Source organism: Lawsonibacter sp. JLR.KK007 (assembly GCF_036941135.1).
Lineage (GTDB): Bacteria > Bacillota > Clostridia > Oscillospirales > Oscillospiraceae > Lawsonibacter.
In genome coordinates this window covers 1,604,819-1,622,881 of the sequence record NZ_JAYWSY010000002.1, presented here as the reverse complement: position 1 = coordinate 1,622,881, position 18,063 = coordinate 1,604,819, and the positions used below count along the sequence as shown (strand labels likewise).

The following is an 18,063-nucleotide window of genomic DNA, read 5'->3' as shown; positions in this document are numbered from 1 at the left end:
CCTGGCATTTTTGCAAAGTTCTTTTTGTAGTTCTGCCATTTCCTCAAATACCATGAGGGTTTGAGCGTCTGCGCCCCATTTTCGAGGGCGGCTCTATAAATGTCCGCTTCTCTCATTTCTCCGCTACCTCCCCGAGCCTTTCAAAGGTGCAAGCGCAGGCGATCTGCGTCCAGGGAGTGCGCCACAATTTCGCGGCGGCGATCATAGCCTCATAGCGGGAGGCCCCGAGGACCTCGACCGTCTCAAAGCCGGAGCCGGGAGGAGGGGAGACCCTCCAGCGATAGACCCGGCGGCTCACGGTTCCACCTCCGCCGCGGGCTCATACTCCCCGCCCAAAACGCCGACCTCCACGCCGCCGACCTTGATAAATAGGATCGGCCCATACTGCCCCGGCGCTTGCCGGACAACCTCGTACACGCCGCCCACCTCCGGGCGGTTTTCTGGATCGGTCGGGAGCTTCTTTGTAATCTTGATTTTCAAGCGGTTCCCTCCTATCTCCGCCGCGGGTCGTAGTCCTCAAAACGCGGGCACGACCGGAAAATAAACCGATTATTTACCCACCTCTGGAGGAGCTTTATCTCCCGCGGAGCGGTTTCTTTTTCGTACACCATGACATAGGGGTCATATCCGAGATCGCGGAGAAAATAGACCCTCTCTAAATCCTGCTCCTGTGTTGAGTTGAAATTTACAAGGACATAGACGCCGAGTTTTGAATAGTTGAGATCGCACTTTTTACGGAATTTTTCAAAATACGGCCTCAAATTCTGCTCCGGGTTGTCCCACGCGAAATGAATCCGTTTTATTTTTATAGCTGTTACGAGGTCCTCGACGCCCTCGATCAAGCGAATATCGAGCCCTTGGGTGAAGTCCACCCACGCGCCGGAGGCGGCGAGCTCTTGGAGAAGCCGTTCCCGATCCTTACACGCTAAAATGTTAGGGTCGAGGAGCTTAATTTCCCGTTGTCCGTTCCAAAACTCGGAGAGATCGGCGATTTGCCGGGAGGTTGTCCCCTCCTTTTTTCCCACAATGCAGAATCTGCATTGACGGGGACAGCCGCGGGTCAGGAATCCATAAGCCCGCCCCGCCGTGGCCTCTGGATATAGGCCATAGTCCGGGAATATGTGCTCGATCTCCTCCGGTAGGGGCGGGCCGCCGTCTGGATAGAAATAGCCCGTCCCGCCCCGCTCGATCTCGCCGGCGTATATGACGGAGTCCACGTCCGCCGAGCCTGGGAAAACCTTACTCATATAGACCTTGTCGTAATGGTTCATAGGAAACCACAGCTCGACCTTGTCGCCCTTCGCCTTGTGGTATGCGGATATTTTCATAAGCGGGAGGGACGGCCAGTTGTGGCCGTCCACGTCGATTAAGCCAATTCTCACGGCGGCGTCTCCCTCGCCGCCTCCGGCGGCGGCATATCCCCCGGAAGTAACTGGAGGGCGAGAAGGCCGCCTTTTGTTTCTCCGACTTCCCGGAATCCGGCGAGCTTGTAGGTGTACCCCCATGTCTTGAGGCCGTGGACCATTGTCGGGCGCACTTTTCGGCGGTCGATAAAGGTCACGAGGCCGAGGTCTGGCGGCTCTCCGAAATAAGCCCGCGTCGCGGCTACTGCGTCCCGGATCATTTCGGAGGCCACGCCTGCGCCCTCATTCCTAAAGGCCGAGCATACCCACGCGCCCGCCCATGCGTGGCGCACATATTGAGCGAATGGGTAGGACGTTACCCAAAATGCCCTCCCGGTCTCCGTCTCCGTGTAAAGCACAAGGGCGCGGCCCGGTGGCACAAATTGAGGTGTCCCCGGCTTTTGCCTGTTATAGTGTCGGTCCGCCACTTCCCGGGCCCGCGGGTCTGCTTTATAGCTCAATTCCCAAATCACGGCGTCGCTCCCTTCTCAAATACCCCGGCCTCAATTAACCTGGATACGATCCGCTTTATCATTACGGGCGGGACGGACATAGCGCAAACATAGAGGGCCCGGTAATAGGTATTTCTGATAAAGTCGAAATCCTCCGGGAATGTCTGTATATGGATCAGGTCCTCAATGCTTACCCGTGTTTTCTCCTCTCCCCGGTATTGGTCCGTCCTCGCTGTGAGCGTTGGCGGTATATCGTCCTCCCATACGATCCGGGTCGTAAAGCAACGCTCCCGCTCCCCGATCCGCTTATATACGGCGGCGAGGTCTTTGTCCTCCGGTGTCGCCTTTTGCAAGGCCCGAAACGACATACTTTCCCGTCCTACCGCTCCGCCCTCTCCCGACTTGATCTCCCGAAAACGCACCGGCTCATAATAAAATGACATATCGAGATCGACCGGATCGACGCCGAGGTCGTTCCGTATTCCCACGAAAAAACTCTATGTCTCGTTTGTGGGACTCCCATGTTTTCACCCTTGAGGAGCCAATGGTGGACCTTGTACCCCGCTTTCTTGAGGCGCTTGTAAATCTCCTGGACATACCCCCACGCCTCGCCCATAATCAGCCCCTCGACGTTTTCCAGGATCACGCACCGCGGGCGGAGCTTTTCTACCGTCTCAATGAATACAAACGGGAGATCGTCGAGGGTCTGTTCCTTTTGTCCTTCCCGGAATTTTTTCGCTTTCCCCCATGTTTCCGCCCTTTTCCCGGCGACGGAGAATGTGGTACACGGCGGGGAGCCGTCCAGAATGTCCAGCTCAAAAAGCTCCCCGGGAATCTCCTCGGCCGGGAGCCGGTTAAACTCCCGTATGTCCATGAGGTAGTTGTATTTTGGGGCGTGGTTCCTCACATAGACCTCATTCATACGGGGATCAATTTCCACACACCCGAGAACGTCGCACCCGGCGAGCTTGTAGCCCATAGTCGACCCGCCGCCACAAGCGAAACACGAAAATACTTTTAACCCGTTCTTTTCCCTCGGATAGTCTGAAAATCTCCATTTCCAATCCGTCGATTTTTCCGGCTTGAATTGCTCCCCTCCCGGCGTCAAATCAAATATAGAGAGGTTTTCCATGAGATCACTCTCCGGCCTCAAGATCGCAAGAGCGGGTTTCGCTCCTGGATACCTTGATTTTGCCCTTGCTGGTAATGGAGAATTTCGCTTTACACTGGCCCCGGATATTGAGGGACGCCGAGGAAATCGGCCCCCGGGCGATCAGCTCGACCACACGCTCCAGGAGTTCGATCGCGCCGTCCCCGGCGATCGGCTTAAAGCCGAGGTCCTCGGCCCTCTCCCCGAAAAGGCGGTTTACACGGTCCCGGGCGTCCTCGATCTGTTCCGCCGTGCGGCGGGCCGTCCGGGCGCTCGGGCAGGAGCAAACCTCCGTCGCCGTCTCGTCCGCCGCCGCCTGGGACGGATGGGGGCCCACCTCCTGGAGTTGGCCGCAATACTTACACGCCCCCGTCGTGACGGCAAAGGCGACGCCGACCTCCGGCTTTCGGTTCTCCACGGCCTCCGGGCAATCACAAACGCGGGTCGCGGCGGCGTTGGCCGTCCGCTGTGTGGGATAACCGCCGCCCTTTGCGCCCTCCAGGGTAACGCCCCACTCTCGCCCGCAATAGTTACACTTGCCAAAGGTGAAGGAGCCGACCTCCTCGTCCTCCTGGGCGTCAAGCGTGGTTTGTTCGCTTTCCCCGGCGGGCGGCTCCTCCCCGGTCGGACCACCCTCCGCCGCAGTGAGCCCCTCCAGGTATGCGGAGAGGTCCCGCTCCTCCTGGATTAGCCGCGCCTCCTCAATATCGTAATTGTTTGATACCTTCGTTTCGGCGTCGAAATTAGCGATCTCGCCGCGGCGGGAGCGGATCGCCGCGAGCTTTTCCCGGGCGCGGTCTGCTGTGGTAGGTGCCGGGGCTCCGGCGTCCTCCAGGGCGTGGCGGAGTTCCGCCTCCTCTCTTGCAAGCTCCGCCTGTTCGGCGTCCAGGGTGGCGTCCTCCTCCTGGAGGGCGGCGCGGTCGTTCGGGTCCACCTTGTCCCGGCCCTCGAAATTGAGATAGGCCAGCTCCCGGCGGCGGTTGTCAATCCTGATTAACCGATCTTGCACTTCGGCGAGGCGGGCCCGGTCCTGGTTGATCGCGGCGATCATGCGCTCGTGATCCTCCGGGCTCATGTCCCCGGCGTATGTGTAATAGCTGGAGCCCTCCTCCGGGCTGGGCGCGTCGGAGTAGGGGAGCGCCCCGGCCTCTCCGGCCTCCGCCGCGGCCTTTGTGACGGCCTCCAGCGTGATAGACCAAACGGCGACATTTTCGTTATAGATGGGCTCGACCTTGCTCACAACGGCAAAGCGGCGGGCCGCCGACTCCGGCATGGATACGGGGGAGGCCCACTTATAGGCGGTCTGTCCCTCCGCAACGGTGGAATCCGCCGCGAGGATCACGCGGTCCGAGGGCTCCCCGTTCGCCGGGTTCTTGAGGCGGGCCCACGGCTCCCGGAGGAAAACAATGTCCCCGGCGTTGACGGGCGTCGTAAAGGTGGCCCCGCCGTCGTGTGCGTAGATCACGCCCTCCCGGATCAGGTTCCAGCGCCCGGGGGCCGCCTCCTCCATTTTTGCCCCCTCAACATAGGCGGCGGGCGCGGGCTTGATCGGTTTCGTGATGGTGAGGCCGCCGAGCTTTTCAAACTCCCGGGCGTCCTGGGCTGTCATTACAAGAGCTTTCATGGTATAGCAATCTCCTTTCGTTTATATCCACATTAGGGGATCTGGAAAATCCCGCCTCATTCCTTCCGTCCCGACCACGGGGAGGAGGGAATCTTTCATAAATACGGGGACACCCGTCTCGTCGCAATAGGAAACAATCTCCTCCACCCATTCCCGCCGAGGGCGGCGGGCGCTTGCTCCCGGCCCGGTCTCCGCTCCTATGATGGCCCAATCTATCCACGGGACCGCACATTTTACCGGGCGGAGCCGAGGGTCCGCCGAGCCGAGGAGCGGCTCAAAGCTGATAAACCGCTTTCCGTAGAGCGGGAGGTCTGCGATCTTGTGGAGGTCCCGATAGCTCGTCACGGTGACGCCGTACCATATATTTTTGAGGTCCCCGTAGATGTGCCGCCATATCGGGAATAAATTCATGTACGCCTCCGGGCGTTTGGATAACAATAAATACTCATGCTGTGGATTTTTCTCGATCGCGTCCAAGACGGCGGCGGCCCATGTCTGCCTCCAGTCCGCCGGGTCGCTCATAGAGGTGAGGAACACTTTCGCGGGCTTTTTGCTTTTCAGTTGCTCCAGGCGCTCCGGGAAAAACTGCGGCTCCGAAAAATCCGGTACATAGTGAAAACGGGCGTTGATCCTCCGGGCGTAGCAGTACGGGCAACCATAGGAGCACCCGACAACCGGGTTTAAGGTCTTGTCGCACCACTCAATTTTTGTTTGGTTCACCTCTCCGCCTCCTTCCCGCCGATGGTGATAACCAGGACCGGGGCCGGGTCGTCGCTCGGCCATACCTCCGGCCATTCGTCCAGGTCCAGGGCGATGCGCTCGACCATGTTGTCCCCGCATACCTCCACGCAACGGGTAGAGCGGAGCTCCTGGGCTGTTCCTCCGGCCACGCCCTCGCACTCATGCGGGCCCATGCGGTGGACTATAAAGACGCGGTCCCCGTCCTGGAGGACGGCAAGGAGGGCGGCCAGGGTCACGCGATCCCGCCGAGTTTCGGCCATTTCTGGACCGCCTCCTCTCTCAAAGCCTCCGCCGCCGCGGCCCCGAAAAGCTCGAAAACCGTCCGTGAGGTGTTCGCCGCCGAGTGCTCCGCCCGGATATGTTCCGGCGATCCCTCGGGATAGAGGGCGAGGTCCGCCGCCGCGAGGAGGAAATAGCCCCGGAGGGTGGTCAAAATGTTGTTGTCGGTATTCTTCACGGTATAGCAATCTCCTTTTCTTTAGTTTACCGGGGCCCGCTCGCCCCGGCGCTTGATGTTCCTCTCAAAGGTCCGCTGTGCGACCTCGGCGCTATACACCCGCCGACCATACTCGTCTACGGCCCCGGTGTATCCGTTGGGGAGTTCTCTGTAAATCGTCGCCGTGTGATAGCCGATCCTCTCGGCAATCTTTGCCGCCGGGGCTCCTCCGTTGTGGAGCTTCTCAATTTCTGCCCGCTCAGTCGGCCCGAGATAGCGGAGCTTTCGGCCCATGTTCCCCGTCCTCCTTTCCCAAAAGCATAAAAAAATTGAAGTGCGTCGAGCTCTTTCGAGCTTTCGCACTTCAATGGTAAATCAACATTCGTTCCGCATCCCCTGAAAAAAGATGGACGCGGAAGGGATTTTGTTGTAGAATAGGGGAACAGATTTTCAGGAGGAGGTGTTCCCGTGCAGCAGGGGTTGTTTCCCGGCGAGATATTGGCCATCACCGCTCAGGCGGCGGACCGCCTGCTGAAGCTGGACAGCGGCGACGCCGCCCTCCTCTACCTCCACCTGCTCCGCCACCGGAGCGCGGACCAGCTGAAGTGGACGCCCGCCCGCCTCCAGAGCGCCCTGGGCCAGCTGCAGGACCAGGGCATGGCTCCGGCAGAGCTGCCCGCCCCGGCAGAATCCCCCGTCCAGGAGGCTCCGCCCCCGGAGTACACCACCGAGGACATCACCCAGGCCCTGGCGGACCAGGGTTCCACCTTCCCCGCCCTGGCGGGCGAGGTGGAGCGGCGGCTGGGCAAGCGGCTGTCCTCCTCCGATCTGAGGAACCTGTACACCCTCTACGACCATCTGGCCCTCCCCGCCGAGGTCATCCTCATGCTGGTGGGCTGGTGCACCGAGGAGATCGCCCAAAAATACGGTCCGGGGCGCAAGCCCTTCCTCTCCCAGATCCGGAAGGAGGGCTTCGCCTGGGCCCGCCGGGGGATCGACACCATGGAGCGGGCGGAGGAGCACATCGCCAAGCTCACCCGCCTCCGGGGCCGGGAGACGGAGGTGCTCCGCCTGCTGGACATTTCCCCCCGCCCCCTGGTCCAGCGGGAGAAGGACTACATCGCCGCCTGGGACGGCATGGGTTTTGAGGACGAGGCCATCCGCATGGCCTACGAGCGGACGGTGCTGAAAAAGCAGTCCATGGACTGGAGCTATATGAACGGCATCCTGCGCCGCTGGCACGAGAAGGGGCTGCACACCGCTGCCGCCATCCGCACCGGGGACCAGCGCCCCCGTCCCGCCCGAACGGCCGGCGGCGCCCAGGCCGCGCCGCCCTCCGCCGAGCAGGAGCGCCGGGCCAAGGAGAACGTGGAGCGCACCCGCCGCCTGATGGAGCAGCTGAAACAGGAGGGAAACTGATATGTCATACGACGCCAATGTGCTGCGCCGGGCCAACCAGCGGCTGGAGGACCAGAACCGCCGCCGCCGGGATCAGGCCGAGCGCCTGCGTCAGGACGTTTACGCCCGGCAGCCCAAGCTGGAGCAGCTGGACCGCCGCATCCAGGGCACCATGGCCGGCCTGGTGGCCGCCGCCCTCCGCCAGGGGGGCGACCCGGTCCAGGCGGTCCGGTCGGTGCGGGAGGAGAACCAGAGCCTCCAGCGGGAGCGGGCCGCCCTCCTGGCGGACATGGGCCTGGCCGAGGACTCTTTGGACGGCAAGCCCGCCTGTCCCCTGTGCCGGGACAGCGGCTGGCAGGGAGGGCGGATGTGCCGCTGCCTGCAGCAGCTGTGCGCCCAGGAGCAGATCAAGGAGCTGTCCAAGCTGCTGGACCTGGGGGAGCAGTCCTTCGACACCTTTTCTATGGACTACTACAGCCCGGCCCCCGATCCTCAGCACGGGATATCCCCCCGGGAAAACATGGACATGAACTGCAGCGTGTGCTGGAACTACGCCACCAAATTCGGCCGCACCTCCACCAAAAACCTGCTCCTGTCCGGACCGCCGGGGCTGGGCAAAACCTTCCTGTCCGCCTGCATCGCCCGTACGGTGTCGGAAAACGGCTTCTCGGTGGTGTACGACACTGCGGTCAACGTCTTTGAGCAGTTCGAGACCCGCCGGTTCCGCCGGGACAGCGCCGACGGCCTGGACGCCCGGGACGAGACCCGGCGCTACCTCAGCTGCGACCTGCTCATCCTGGACGACCTGGGCCGGGAGATGACCACCCGGCTGACCCAGTCCTCCCTGTATGAGCTGGTGAACACCCGGCTGGTCGCGGGCAGGCAGACCGTCATCTCCACCAACCTGTCTCTGGAGGAGCTGGAGCAGCGTTACGATCCCCCCATTCTGTCCCGCTTGAAGGGGGAATACGAATTTCTGGGATTTTTCGGAGCGGATATCCGGCCGCTGCGGAAAAACCAACTGTAAAAGGAGTAGCCTCATGATGTACGGACTGATCGCCGCGGTCCTCGTCGCCGTGGACCAGCTGGTGAAATATCTGGTGATGACCCGCATCCCTCTGGGGGAACACGTCCCCTTTATCCCCTATATCCTGGACCTGACCTATGTGACCAACACCGGGGCGGCCTTCTCCATCTTTTCGGAGCACACCTGGGCGCTGGCGGTGGTGTCGCTGGTCATGTCCATCCTGCTGGCGGCCGCCCTGTGGATGAACCTCTTCCGCCACCCTCTGGGCAAGCTCCCCCTCACCCTGCTGCTGGCGGGGGCGGTGGGCAACCTCATCGACCGGGCCTTCCGGGGCTTTGTGGTGGACATGTTCAACGTGTTATTCATGCACTTCGCTGTGTTCAACGTAGCGGACATCTGCGTGGTGGTGGGGGGCATCTCCGCCGGGCTGTACTATCTTCTGCTGTGGGACAAGCTGGAGAACAAGGGGGAGGCCGCCCATGACGGCGCTGACGCTGACCGCTGACCGGGAGGGAGAGCGGGCGGACGCCCTGCTGGCCCGGCTGGTCCCTGATCTGACCCGCTCCGCCGCCCAGAGGCTGCTGGAACGGGGGGCGGTCACGTCGGAGGGGAAGCCCGTCCGGAAAAACGACCGGCCCGCCCCTGGTCAGAGGCTGGAGGTTGCCCTCCCCAATCCGGAGCCCATTGATCTGATCCCCCAGGACATCCCCCTGGACGTGGTCTATGAGGACGGCGACGTGATTGTGGTCAACAAGCCGGCGGGACTGGTGGTCCACCCCGCCCCCGGCCATCCCGACGGCACTCTGGTCAACGCACTGTTATATCACTGCGGAAAATCACTCTCCGGGATCAACGGCGAGCTGCGCCCCGGCATCGTCCACCGCATCGACCGGGACACCTCCGGACTCATCATCGCCGCCAAGAACAACAAGGCGCACCTGGCTCTGGCTGCCCAGCTCCAGGACCACAGTCTGGCCCGGACCTATGAGGCGGTGGCGGTCGGAGGCTTCAAGGAGGACTGCGGCACAGTGAACGCTCCCATCGGCCGCCACCCAACGGACCGGAAGAAAATGGCCATCGAACAAAAAAACGGCCGGGAGGCAATCACCCACTGGTCCGTCCTGGCCCGGTACCCCGGCCATACCCACCTGGAGTGCCGCCTGGAGACGGGCCGCACCCATCAGATCCGGGTCCATCTGGCCTCCGTCGGCCACCCCCTGCTGGGGGACACAGTCTACGGCAGCAAAAAGCCCGTCCCCGGCCTGGCGGGGCAGTGCCTTCACGCCCGGCGGCTGCGGTTTGTCCACCCCTCCACCGGGGAGCTTGTGGAGCTGGAGTGCCCCCTCCCGGAGTGGTTTCAGAAAATTTTGCGGAACATTGACCGGTAGCGCACAACAGCCTCCCATGTGAAAAAGAGGAGGGTGCTGGAGGCAGCCCGGCGGTGGAGGGATGCTGTTCACGGAATCCCTCCCGCCCCGTTCACAAGGTGGGATGGTGGAAAAAGTGCAGCTTCCCCCTTGACAACCCTTGAAAAACCGGATAAGATAGTGTCCTGAATACACAAAACGCTTGGAAAAGGACAAGTCCCCGCCTCCGAGACGCAAAGAGAGCCGCCGTTTGGTGAAAGGCGGACGGGAGGGAGCGGCGAACATCACCTTGGAGCGGAGGGCTGAACCACAGTAGGCCCCTCCGGACGCCCCCGTTACCGGGCAGACTTGAGCGGCCGGGCCTTTGCGCCCCGGCAAAAAGAGTGGTACCGCAGAGGTTTGCGCCTTTGTCTCTTTACAGGGACAGAGGCGTTTTTATTTTTGAGAAGGGAGCGGTCAAAAATGAATTCGGTCGCTATGCAAGTTGTTGACACCCCTGAGAAATTCCACCCTGCGGCCGAGGAGGCCGCCCAGGCGCTGACGTCCCTGCTGCGGGAACTGGCGGCCATGGAGAATAAGAGTTTTGCACAGTACACCCGCCTGTGCAAAAAGGGGCGGGTGATCGAGTTTAAGGACGGTGTGCGCAGGGAATTTACCGACATCCAAGACTGGAAAGAGGAGATGAAGCTCCGCTTCGCCGCCCTGCTGGACCCACACTGCACCCAAAAACTGATTGCCCAGCGGCGGGACTGTCTCCACGCGGATCACTTTCCCTCCTCATTCAGCTGCGTGAATACTGGCTGCACGCTGTCTGTCACCATGAAAAGCGCCGGAAAGGCTGTGGCGCAGCTGGTCCCCGACGAGGACAGCGTGCCCTTTGACCTGTCCGACCCGGATGTGCGCTATCTGGTGGAGGATGCGAAACGCGGCGGGCACAGCGCCCAATACTATGGCTATTTTCAAAAATACCGCTTTGTCCTCAAACGCCAGGCGGAGGAGTGGCACATTGACGAGGCGTCCTGCGACAGTCTGCATGGGGACCGCTGGCGGCGGGACTATTACTTTTAACCCGAAGGAGGTTGTTTTTATGACGCTGGAGGAATGCCGGGAATACCTGCCCGACGGCTGGACGGAAATCATCCAGCAGGACCCGGTGCTGAAGGAAATTTTTGAGGAGCACGAGTACGATTTGGAGATGGAGGCGGTGCCGCCCTTCCTGATCCAGGACCTGCGGGGCGGCAATCTGGAGCGCCTGCGGCCCATTTTGAGTCTCTACGGCCAGCCAGGACTGGATATGCTCCAGGGGCTTTTGGAGATTGACGCGGCCAGCCGGGACACGGCAACCAGCACCACCCCCACCGGCCAGACCGCTTTTGCCGCCTACTTCTTCGCCCGGTTCTCGGAGGAAAACAAACCGGCCGCCATCGACGCCGCCCGGACCTATGTCAAGGCCATCAACCGCATCTATGTGGAGGAATTTGACGAGGACCCGCCTCTGGACGAGGACGCTGAAATCCAGTTCCTCTCCGGCCAGGAGGGCCGGGACTTTGAGGAGCAGGTCCGTCAGGTGTGGATCACGGGAGAGGGCATTCAGACGGTGGACCTGGACGACCTGACCGAGTGGTATCAGGAGGACCTGCAATACCGGAAGGGATGCGAGGATATCGGGCTGCTGTCCGAAGCTCTGTACCACATCAGCTGCGACTATGATCTGTCCTATTACCTCCAATGGCCCATGCTCGACACCCAGCGGGAAAACCCCTTCCGGGGGTACTTCGATCTGTGGAAGCTGGGCCTGCACATCCACTTCCCCGCCCGGGACCGGGTGGTGCTGGTGGACTGAGCGGGAACGCTTATGGACATCAAAATTGTAGACAACTGGCATGCGGAGCACTATGTGTAAGGAGGGATCCTGAGATGAACTGTCCAAACTGTGGCAAGGAAATGGAGCCGGGAGCCGTGTATTCCCCACGCAGCTACTTGTGGTGGACATCCGAACAGGAGAAATTGAAACATTTCCAACGGCCAAAGGATGCCGTGCGTCTGCGTCCCGTCGGAGACCACACCAAGTCCGCTTTTTCGCCCCAAGCCCTCTCCGCGCTTCCCCAGTACTCCGGTACGATTTGCCGGAGCTGTGGCGCCATACTATTTTCCTTTGAAACCAAAGAATGACCACTTACTATAAAGGAGGAACACAAAATGGACTACAACAAGACCATCAATCTGCCCAAGACCGACTTCCCCATGCGGGGCGGCCTGCCCAAGCGGGAGCCCGACATGCTGAAACGCTGGGAGGACATGGACCTCTACCACGAGCTGCTGAAAAAGAATGAGGGAAAACCCCTTTACAGCCTCCACGACGGCCCTCCCTTCTCCAACGGCGCGCTGCACATGGGCCACGCCCTGAACAAGTCCATCAAGGACTTCATGACCCGCGCCGCCGCCATGCGGGGCTACCTCACCCCCTATATCCCCGGCTGGGACAACCACGGCATGCCCATTGAGTCCGCCATCATCAAACAGAACAAGCTTAACCGCAAAGCCATGTCCGTCCCCGAGTTCCGCACCGCCTGCCATGAGTTCGCCCAGCACTATGTGGACGTGCAGCGGGAGGGCTTCAAGCGGATGGGCGTCATCGGCGACTGGGAGAACCCCTACCTCACCATGTCCCCCTCCTTTGAGGCGGAGGAAGTGAAAATTTTCGGGGCCATGTACAAAAACGGCTATATCTACAAGGGCCTCAAGCCGGTGTATTGGTGCCCCCACGACGAGACCGCCCTGGCCGAGGCGGAGATCGAGTACCAGGACGACCCCTGCACCACCGTCTATGTGAAGTTCCCCATGTTGATGGACAACGCCAAGCTGACCCACCTGGCCCCCGCAAACCTCTTTTTCCTGATCTGGACCACCACCATCTGGACCCTGCCGGGCAACCTGGCCATCGCCCTCCACCCCAGGGAGAGCTACGCCATCGTCCAGGCGGACAACGGAGAACAGTATATCCTGGCTGAGGCCCTGGTGGAGAAGGTCATGAAGGTGGGCGGCGTGGAGAACTATAAGATTCTGGAGACCCACCCCGGCAGCTTCTTTGAGAACATGGAGGCCAACCACCCCTTCCTGGACAAGACCAGCCGTCTTGTGACCGCCGAGTACGTCACCATGGACAGCGGCACCGGCTGCGTCCACACCGCCCCCGGCTTCGGCGCGGACGACTACGAGACCTGCAAGCGGTATAAGATCGAGATGGTGGTGCCCGTGGACGACCGGGGCCGCCACACCGACTACGCCGGCAAGTACGCCGGCATGAAGACCGACGAGTCCAACCCCGTCATCCTGGCCGACATGAAGGAGAGCGGGGCGCTGTTCGCCAGCGAGGACATTGTCCACTCCTACCCCCACTGCTGGCGGTGCAAGAACCCCATCATCTTCCGGGCCACCCCCCAGTGGTTCTGCTCGGTGGAGTCCTTTAAGGACGCGGCCGTGGCCGCCTGTGACGACGTGCGCTGGCTGCCCGGCTGGGGCATCGACCGGATGAAGTCCATGATCCAAGAGCGGGCCGACTGGTGCATCAGCCGCCAGCGCCGGTGGGGCCTGCCCATCCCAGTGTTCTACTGCGCCGGCTGCGGCAAGCCCATCTGCACCGATGAGACCATCGCCGCCGTGTCCAAGCTCTTTGGCGAGAAGGGCTCCAACGCATGGTATGAGACCGAGGCGGCGGACATCCTCCCCAAGGATTTCGCCTGCCCCCACTGCGGGAGCAAGTCCGGCTTCACCAAGGAGGAGGACACCCTGGACGGCTGGTTTGACTCTGGCTCCACCCACTTCGCCTCCATGCAGAAGGACCAGGGCTTCTGGCCCGCCACCGTCTATATGGAGGGCCTGGACCAGTATCGGGGCTGGTTCCAGTCCTCCCTGCTCACCGCCGTGGGCGCGCTGGGCAAGGGCGCGCCCTTCAAGGAGTGCGTCACCCACGGCTGGACCGTGGACACCCAGGGCCGGGCCATGCACAAGTCCCTGGGCAACGGCGTGGACCCCGCCGACATTTTTAATAAGTACGGCGCGGACCTGATCCGCCTGTGGGCCGGCTCCGCCAACTACCATGTGGACGTGTGCGGCTCCGAGGTGATCTTCAAGCAACTCTCCCAGAACTACCTGAAGTTCCGCAACACCGCCCGGTACTGCCTGGGCAACCTGGATGGCTTCGACCCCAACAACCTGGTCACCCCTCAGGAGATGACGGAACTGGACCGTTGGGCCATCACCAAGCTGAACGGCCTGATCGAGAAGTGCTTTGCCGCTTATGACAACTACGAGTTCCACGTGGTCTCCCACGCCATCAACGACTTCTGCGTGGTGGAGCTGTCCAGCTTCTATCTGGACATCATCAAGGACCGGCTGTACTGTGAGGAGAAGGACGGCCTGCTCCGCCGTTCCGCCCAGACCGCCCTGTGGCTCATTCTGGACACCATCACCAAGCTGTTCGCCCCCATTCTGGCCTTCACCTGCGACGAAATCTGGCTGGCCATGCCTCACCGCACCGGCGATGACGGACGCAACGTCCTGCTCAACGAGATGAACAGCCCCTTCCCCTTCTACGCCCTGGATCAGGCCGCTATGGAGCGCTGGGAGCAGCTGATCTACCTGCGTGACAATGTCAACTCGATCATGGAGGGGCTCCGCAGCCAAAAGAAGATTGGCAAGAGCCTGGAGGCCGCCGTCACCCTCACCCTGCCCAAGGACTTCGCCTGGGTAGACGGCATGGACAAGGAGGAGCTGGCCGATCTGCTCATCGTCTCCCAGGCGGAGACCGCCCTGAGCCAGGATGGCCTCATGGGCGGACAGACACTGTCCTTTGACGTTCTCCCCGCCCAGGGCCAGAAGTGCGAGCGGTGCTGGAAGGTCCTGCCCACCGTGGGCTCCGACGCCAAGCACCCCGCCCTCTGCCCCCGGTGCGCCAGCGTTGTCCCCGCAATCGAAATCTGACCATGGAAAATCCGGCCTGTTCGGGCCGGATTTTCTACGTCTTCCCGTTTCCTTTGGACGCCAGATATTCCTCCATCACCTGGACCACCAGGGCGGAAACGCTCCTCATCTCGCTCTTGGCCTGGGCGGTCAGGCGGGCCTTCAGGTCTTTGGTCACCCGAATACCCAGCTGGGCGTCGATTTTCGGCATGACGATCACTCCTTCAGGCCCATTATACCGCCTGAAAGCCCGTTTGTCCAATCATTCCGTCTCTTTCTCCGCAAGGTAATCCTCCATCACGATGCGGACCATGCTGGCGACGCTGCGGCGCTCCTTTTGCGCCTGCGCTTCCAAACGTTCTTTGAAGCTGTTGGTTACACGGACGGCAATTTGTGTTTCCGTTTTTGCCATGCGAGCGCCCCCTTGCTTATCGTCTACCATTGTACAACAAAATTCGACATTTCGGGTGTAAAACATTGCATATCAATGCGTGTCAATGACTGTCTCAAAAATCGACCGTTTTCGACATTTTAATTGTTCCGCTTATGCAAAAATGAAGGAAAGGAGGTCGTATACATGAAGATCAATAAAAACGCACTAACTGCACAGCAGTACAACACGCTTTACTGCAAAGCCTTTGCAAGGCTGGACGAACTATGCACTATGGCGGAGCAGGCCATGAAAGAGCTGGAGGAGCTCCAGTTGGAGATGGGGGACGAATAAAAATTTTTCCCTGAAAGGCGGATTTTTCCCTTTACATCCGAAAAGAACTATGATATATTATCCGGGCATGAAATATGCGCCATCCATCGCTTGGTTTCGGGATACGGCCCGCGCGGGTGCGCGGGGACACCCCCGCCCGATACCCGGCCTTTGGAGAGAACATTTTGAAAGGTGGAACCCCTCATGATCCGCAAGGACGAAAAGACGGCCGTGATCGAGGCCAACCGCACCCACGAGACCGACACCGGCTCCCCCGAGGTGCAGATCGCCATCCTCACCGCCCGCATCAACGAGCTGACCCAGCACCTGAAGGTGCATATCCACGACAACCACAGCCGCCGCGGCCTGTACAAGATGATCGGCAAGCGCCGCAAGCTGCTGGACTACCTGATGGCCAAGGACATCGAGCGTTACCGCGCCATCATCGCCAAGCTGGGCATCCGGAAGTAACATCGTGAATTGTAGGGCGGGCGTTTTTGCGCTCCGCCCTATGTTCGCATATAGACCCCGCCGTTTTTTCCGCTTTTTTAGCAGTTGAATCTGGGTTTGGAAGCTCTTTCAAGCCTGTATTCAAGTGCTAAAGAGCAGTTAAGGCGCCGGGACACGACAAGAAAAGGAGTGTCAACCATGTCAACCATTATCAAGCGCAAGCAGTTCGACAAATTCAAGACCTGGACCATGGACCTGTGCGGCCGTCCCCTCACCATCGAGGTGGGCAAGGTGGCCGAGCTGGCCTCCGCCTCCGCCCTGGTGAAGTACGGCGAGACCACCGTCATGGTGGCGGTCACCGTCTCTCCCCGCCCCCGGGACGGCATCGACTTCTTCCCCCTGTCCGTGGAGTTTGAGGAGAAGCTGTACGCCGTGGGCCGCATCCCCGGCTCCTTCATGCGCAGAGAGGGCCGGCCCTCCCTGCCCGCCGTGCTGGCCAGCCGCCTCATCGACCGGCCCATGCGCCCCCTGTTCCCCTACGACTTCCGCAACGACGTGTGCATCCAGTGCACCGTCATGAGCGTGGACTACGACTGCTCCCCCGAGGTGGCCGCCATGATCGGCGCCTCCGCCTGCGTAAGCTACTCCGAGATCCCCTTTGCCGGCCCCATCGGCTGCCTGGAGGTGGGCTTCTGCGACGGCCAGATCGTCCTCAACCCCACCCAGGAGCAGCGCAAGACCAGCCGGATGGACGTGACCGTGGCCGCTACTCGGGAGAAGGTAGTCATGATCGAGGCCGGGGCCGACGAGATCCCCGACGAGATTATGTACGCCGGTATCGTCAAGGCCCACGAGGAGATCCGCAAGCAGATCGACTTCATCGACCAGATCGTCCGGGAGATCGGCAAGCCCAAGATGGAGTACGACCATGCCCAGTTCAACCAGGAGCTCTTCGACGATATTGTGGCCAACTTCATGGACGAGGCCAAGGCCGCCATGGACACCGATGACAAGACCGTCCGGGAGAAGCGCTGGAACGAGATGATCGAGCACTGGCACGAGAAATATCTGGAGCAGTACCCCGACATGGACCAGTACCTGGAGGAGTTCACCTATAAGTTCCAGAAAAAGATCGTGAAGGCCTGGCTGCTGGAGGGCCACCGGGTGGACGGCCGGGCTCAGAACGAGATCCGTCCCCTGGCCGCCGAGGTGGGCGTGCTGCCCCGGGTTCACGGCTCCGGCCTGTTCACCCGGGGGCAGACTCAGGTGCTGTCCGTGTGCACCCTGAACACTCTGGCCGCCTCCCAGAAGCTGGACACCATCTGGGAGGAGACCGAGAAGCGGTATATGCACCACTACAACTTCCCCCCCTACTCCGTGGGCGAGGCCCGGGCTCCCCGGTCCACCAACCGCCGGGAGTACGGCCACGGCTTCCTGGCCGAGCGGGCTCTGGCCCCCGTGCTGCCCAGCGAGGATGAGTTCCCCTACGCCATCCGTGTGGTCTCTGAGGTGCTGTCCTCCAACGGTTCCACCTCCCAGGGTTCCATCTGCGGCTCCACTCTGGCCCTGATGGACGCCGGCGTGCCCATCAAGGCCCCGGTGGCCGGCATCTCCTGCGGCCTGATCCAGGACGACAACGGCGGCTTCACCACCTTCATCGACATCCAGGGCGTGGAGGACTTCCACGGCGAGATGGACTTCAAGGTGGCGGGCACCAAAGCCGGCATCACCGCCATCCAGATGGACCTGAAGAACGACGGCCTCACCCACGAGATCATCAAGGAGGCCCTGGACATCACCCGGGACGCCCGGTTCGCCATCCTGGACGAGGTGATGCTGCCCTGCATCTCCGCCCCCCGCCCCGAGGTGTGCAAGTGGGCTCCCAAGATGGTCACCATGAAGATCGACCCCGACAAGATCCGGGAGGTCATCGGCAAGGGCGGCTCCGTCATCCAGAAGATCACCGCCGAGTCGGGCGCTCAGATCGACATTGAGGACGACGGCACCATCCACATCGCCTCCCCCAACGCCGCCTCCTGCGACGCCGCCAAGAAGATGATCGACGCCATCGTCTTCGTTCCCCAGGTGGGCGAGCTGTACTACGGAAAAGTGGTGCGCATCATCCCCATCGGCGCCTTTGTGGAGCTGGCCCCCGGCAAGGACGGCATGGTCCACATCCGCTACCTGTCCGAGCGCCGGGTGGAGAAGGTGGAGGACGTGGTCAACATCGGCGACATGATTTGGGTCAAGGTCATCGAGATCGACGCCAAGGGCCGGGTCAACCTCTCCTACCGGGACGCCCTGCGGGAGATTAAGGCCAAGAAAGAGGCCGGCGAGCCCATCAAGTAAA

General features: G+C 61.3%; 24 protein-coding genes and 1 other annotated feature. Of the genes, 11 read left to right on the top strand and 13 right to left on the bottom strand.

Annotated elements, in window-relative coordinates:
- Nucleotides 1-112: 112 nt before the first annotated feature.
- The 11 genes from VV088_RS18025 to VV088_RS17975 form a co-directional block, all read right to left on the bottom strand.
- Nucleotides 113-298: a hypothetical protein gene (locus VV088_RS18025; protein ID WP_334598887.1), complete on the bottom strand. Its 186-nt coding sequence runs from the start codon at nt 296-298 to the stop codon at nt 113-115.
- On the bottom strand, nt 295-480 hold the full coding sequence (locus tag VV088_RS18020; protein WP_334598888.1) for a hypothetical protein: 186 nt from the start codon (nt 478-480) through the stop codon (nt 295-297). The genes VV088_RS18025 and VV088_RS18020 overlap by 4 nt, the downstream gene beginning before the upstream one ends.
- A gap of 11 nt (nt 481-491) precedes the next feature.
- Nucleotides 492-1,271 (bottom strand): radical SAM protein, encoded by a 780-nt coding sequence (locus tag VV088_RS18015; protein ID WP_334598889.1) that lies wholly within the window; start codon nt 1,269-1,271, stop codon nt 492-494.
- 107 nt (nt 1,272-1,378) lie between these two features.
- A complete protein-coding gene (locus VV088_RS18010; RefSeq protein ID WP_334598890.1) occupies nt 1,379-1,624 on the bottom strand; it encodes a hypothetical protein in 246 nt (81 codons plus the stop codon).
- Between the two features lie 248 nt (nt 1,625-1,872).
- Nucleotides 1,873-2,223 carry a hypothetical protein gene (locus tag VV088_RS18005; RefSeq protein ID WP_334598892.1) on the bottom strand — a complete coding sequence of 117 codons (351 nt, stop codon included), beginning with the start codon at nt 2,221-2,223 and terminating at the stop codon, nt 1,873-1,875.
- Nucleotides 2,224-2,234: 11 nt separating this feature from the next.
- A complete protein-coding gene (locus VV088_RS18000; protein ID WP_334598893.1) occupies nt 2,235-2,987 on the bottom strand; it encodes a DNA cytosine methyltransferase in 753 nt (250 codons plus the stop codon).
- Between the two features lie 4 nt (nt 2,988-2,991).
- Complete coding sequence (locus VV088_RS17995) at nt 2,992-4,629, bottom strand: hypothetical protein (protein WP_334602052.1); 1,638 nt, start codon at nt 4,627-4,629, stop codon at nt 2,992-2,994.
- A gap of 21 nt (nt 4,630-4,650) precedes the next feature.
- A complete protein-coding gene (locus VV088_RS17990; RefSeq protein ID WP_334598895.1) occupies nt 4,651-5,349 on the bottom strand; it encodes a DUF5131 family protein in 699 nt (232 codons plus the stop codon).
- Nucleotides 5,346-5,630, bottom strand: a complete 285-nt coding sequence (locus VV088_RS17985; protein WP_334598896.1) for a hypothetical protein — start codon at nt 5,628-5,630, stop codon at nt 5,346-5,348. The genes VV088_RS17990 and VV088_RS17985 overlap by 4 nt, the downstream gene beginning before the upstream one ends.
- The gene (locus VV088_RS17980) at nt 5,603-5,827 is read right to left on the bottom strand and encodes a hypothetical protein (RefSeq protein ID WP_334598897.1); all 225 of its coding nucleotides are present in this window, start codon (nt 5,825-5,827) and stop codon (nt 5,603-5,605) included. Before VV088_RS17980 ends, VV088_RS17985 begins: the two co-directional genes overlap by 28 nt.
- Before the next feature lie 21 nt (nt 5,828-5,848).
- The gene (locus VV088_RS17975; RefSeq protein ID WP_334598898.1) at nt 5,849-6,100 is read right to left on the bottom strand and encodes a helix-turn-helix domain-containing protein; all 252 of its coding nucleotides are present in this window, start codon (nt 6,098-6,100) and stop codon (nt 5,849-5,851) included.
- A gap of 174 nt (nt 6,101-6,274) precedes the next feature.
- Between VV088_RS17975 and VV088_RS17970 the strand changes: the two genes are divergently transcribed.
- From VV088_RS17970 to ileS, 8 genes are all read left to right on the top strand, one after another.
- Nucleotides 6,275-7,225, top strand: coding sequence for a DnaD domain protein (locus tag VV088_RS17970; protein ID WP_334602051.1), 951 nt, complete (start codon nt 6,275-6,277; stop codon nt 7,223-7,225).
- Nucleotide 7,226: 1 nt separating this feature from the next.
- Nucleotides 7,227-8,231, top strand: coding sequence for an ATP-binding protein (locus tag VV088_RS17965; protein WP_334602050.1), 1,005 nt, complete (start codon nt 7,227-7,229; stop codon nt 8,229-8,231).
- Nucleotides 8,232-8,244: 13 nt separating this feature from the next.
- Nucleotides 8,245-8,736 (top strand): signal peptidase II, encoded by a 492-nt coding sequence (lspA, locus tag VV088_RS17960; RefSeq protein ID WP_334602049.1) that lies wholly within the window; start codon nt 8,245-8,247, stop codon nt 8,734-8,736.
- The gene (locus VV088_RS17955) at nt 8,711-9,619 is read left to right on the top strand and encodes an RluA family pseudouridine synthase (RefSeq protein ID WP_334602048.1); all 909 of its coding nucleotides are present in this window, start codon (nt 8,711-8,713) and stop codon (nt 9,617-9,619) included. The genes lspA and VV088_RS17955 overlap by 26 nt, the downstream gene beginning before the upstream one ends.
- A gap of 173 nt (nt 9,620-9,792) precedes the next feature.
- Nucleotides 9,793-10,016, top strand: a binding site (T-box leader).
- 59 nt (nt 10,017-10,075) lie between these two features.
- Nucleotides 10,076-10,666, top strand: a complete 591-nt coding sequence (locus VV088_RS17950; protein ID WP_334602047.1) for a hypothetical protein — start codon at nt 10,076-10,078, stop codon at nt 10,664-10,666.
- Between the two features lie 19 nt (nt 10,667-10,685).
- Nucleotides 10,686-11,441: a hypothetical protein gene (locus tag VV088_RS17945; protein WP_334602046.1), complete on the top strand. Its 756-nt coding sequence runs from the start codon at nt 10,686-10,688 to the stop codon at nt 11,439-11,441.
- A complete protein-coding gene (locus VV088_RS22890; RefSeq protein WP_442913172.1) occupies nt 11,327-11,770 on the top strand; it encodes a PF20097 family protein in 444 nt (147 codons plus the stop codon). Before VV088_RS17945 ends, VV088_RS22890 begins: the two co-directional genes overlap by 115 nt.
- Nucleotides 11,771-11,797: 27 nt before the next feature.
- Nucleotides 11,798-14,581 (top strand): isoleucine--tRNA ligase, encoded by a 2,784-nt coding sequence (gene ileS / locus VV088_RS17940; RefSeq protein WP_334602045.1) that lies wholly within the window; start codon nt 11,798-11,800, stop codon nt 14,579-14,581.
- A gap of 34 nt (nt 14,582-14,615) precedes the next feature.
- On the opposite strand, the gene VV088_RS17935 is transcribed toward ileS, so the two are convergent.
- Together VV088_RS17935 and VV088_RS17930 are read right to left on the bottom strand one after the other, a co-directional pair.
- Nucleotides 14,616-14,771: a hypothetical protein gene (locus VV088_RS17935; protein ID WP_300692229.1), complete on the bottom strand. Its 156-nt coding sequence runs from the start codon at nt 14,769-14,771 to the stop codon at nt 14,616-14,618.
- 51 nt (nt 14,772-14,822) lie between these two features.
- Entirely contained in the window at nt 14,823-14,972 is a 150-nt protein-coding gene (locus VV088_RS17930; protein WP_334602044.1) for a ribbon-helix-helix domain-containing protein, read from the bottom strand.
- A 165-nt stretch (nt 14,973-15,137) separates the two neighbouring features.
- On the opposite strand from VV088_RS17930, the gene VV088_RS17925 reads away from it, so the two are divergent.
- The 3 genes from VV088_RS17925 (at nt 15,138) to VV088_RS17915 (ending at nt 18,062) form a co-directional block, all read left to right on the top strand.
- A complete protein-coding gene (locus VV088_RS17925) occupies nt 15,138-15,284 on the top strand; it encodes a hypothetical protein (protein WP_334602043.1) in 147 nt (48 codons plus the stop codon).
- A gap of 183 nt (nt 15,285-15,467) precedes the next feature.
- Nucleotides 15,468-15,734, top strand: coding sequence for a 30S ribosomal protein S15 (gene rpsO / locus VV088_RS17920; RefSeq protein ID WP_251317204.1), 267 nt, complete (start codon nt 15,468-15,470; stop codon nt 15,732-15,734).
- A gap of 177 nt (nt 15,735-15,911) precedes the next feature.
- Nucleotides 15,912-18,062: a polyribonucleotide nucleotidyltransferase gene (locus VV088_RS17915; protein WP_334602042.1), complete on the top strand. Its 2,151-nt coding sequence runs from the start codon at nt 15,912-15,914 to the stop codon at nt 18,060-18,062.
- The last annotated feature ends 1 nt before the right edge of the window (nt 18,063 follow it).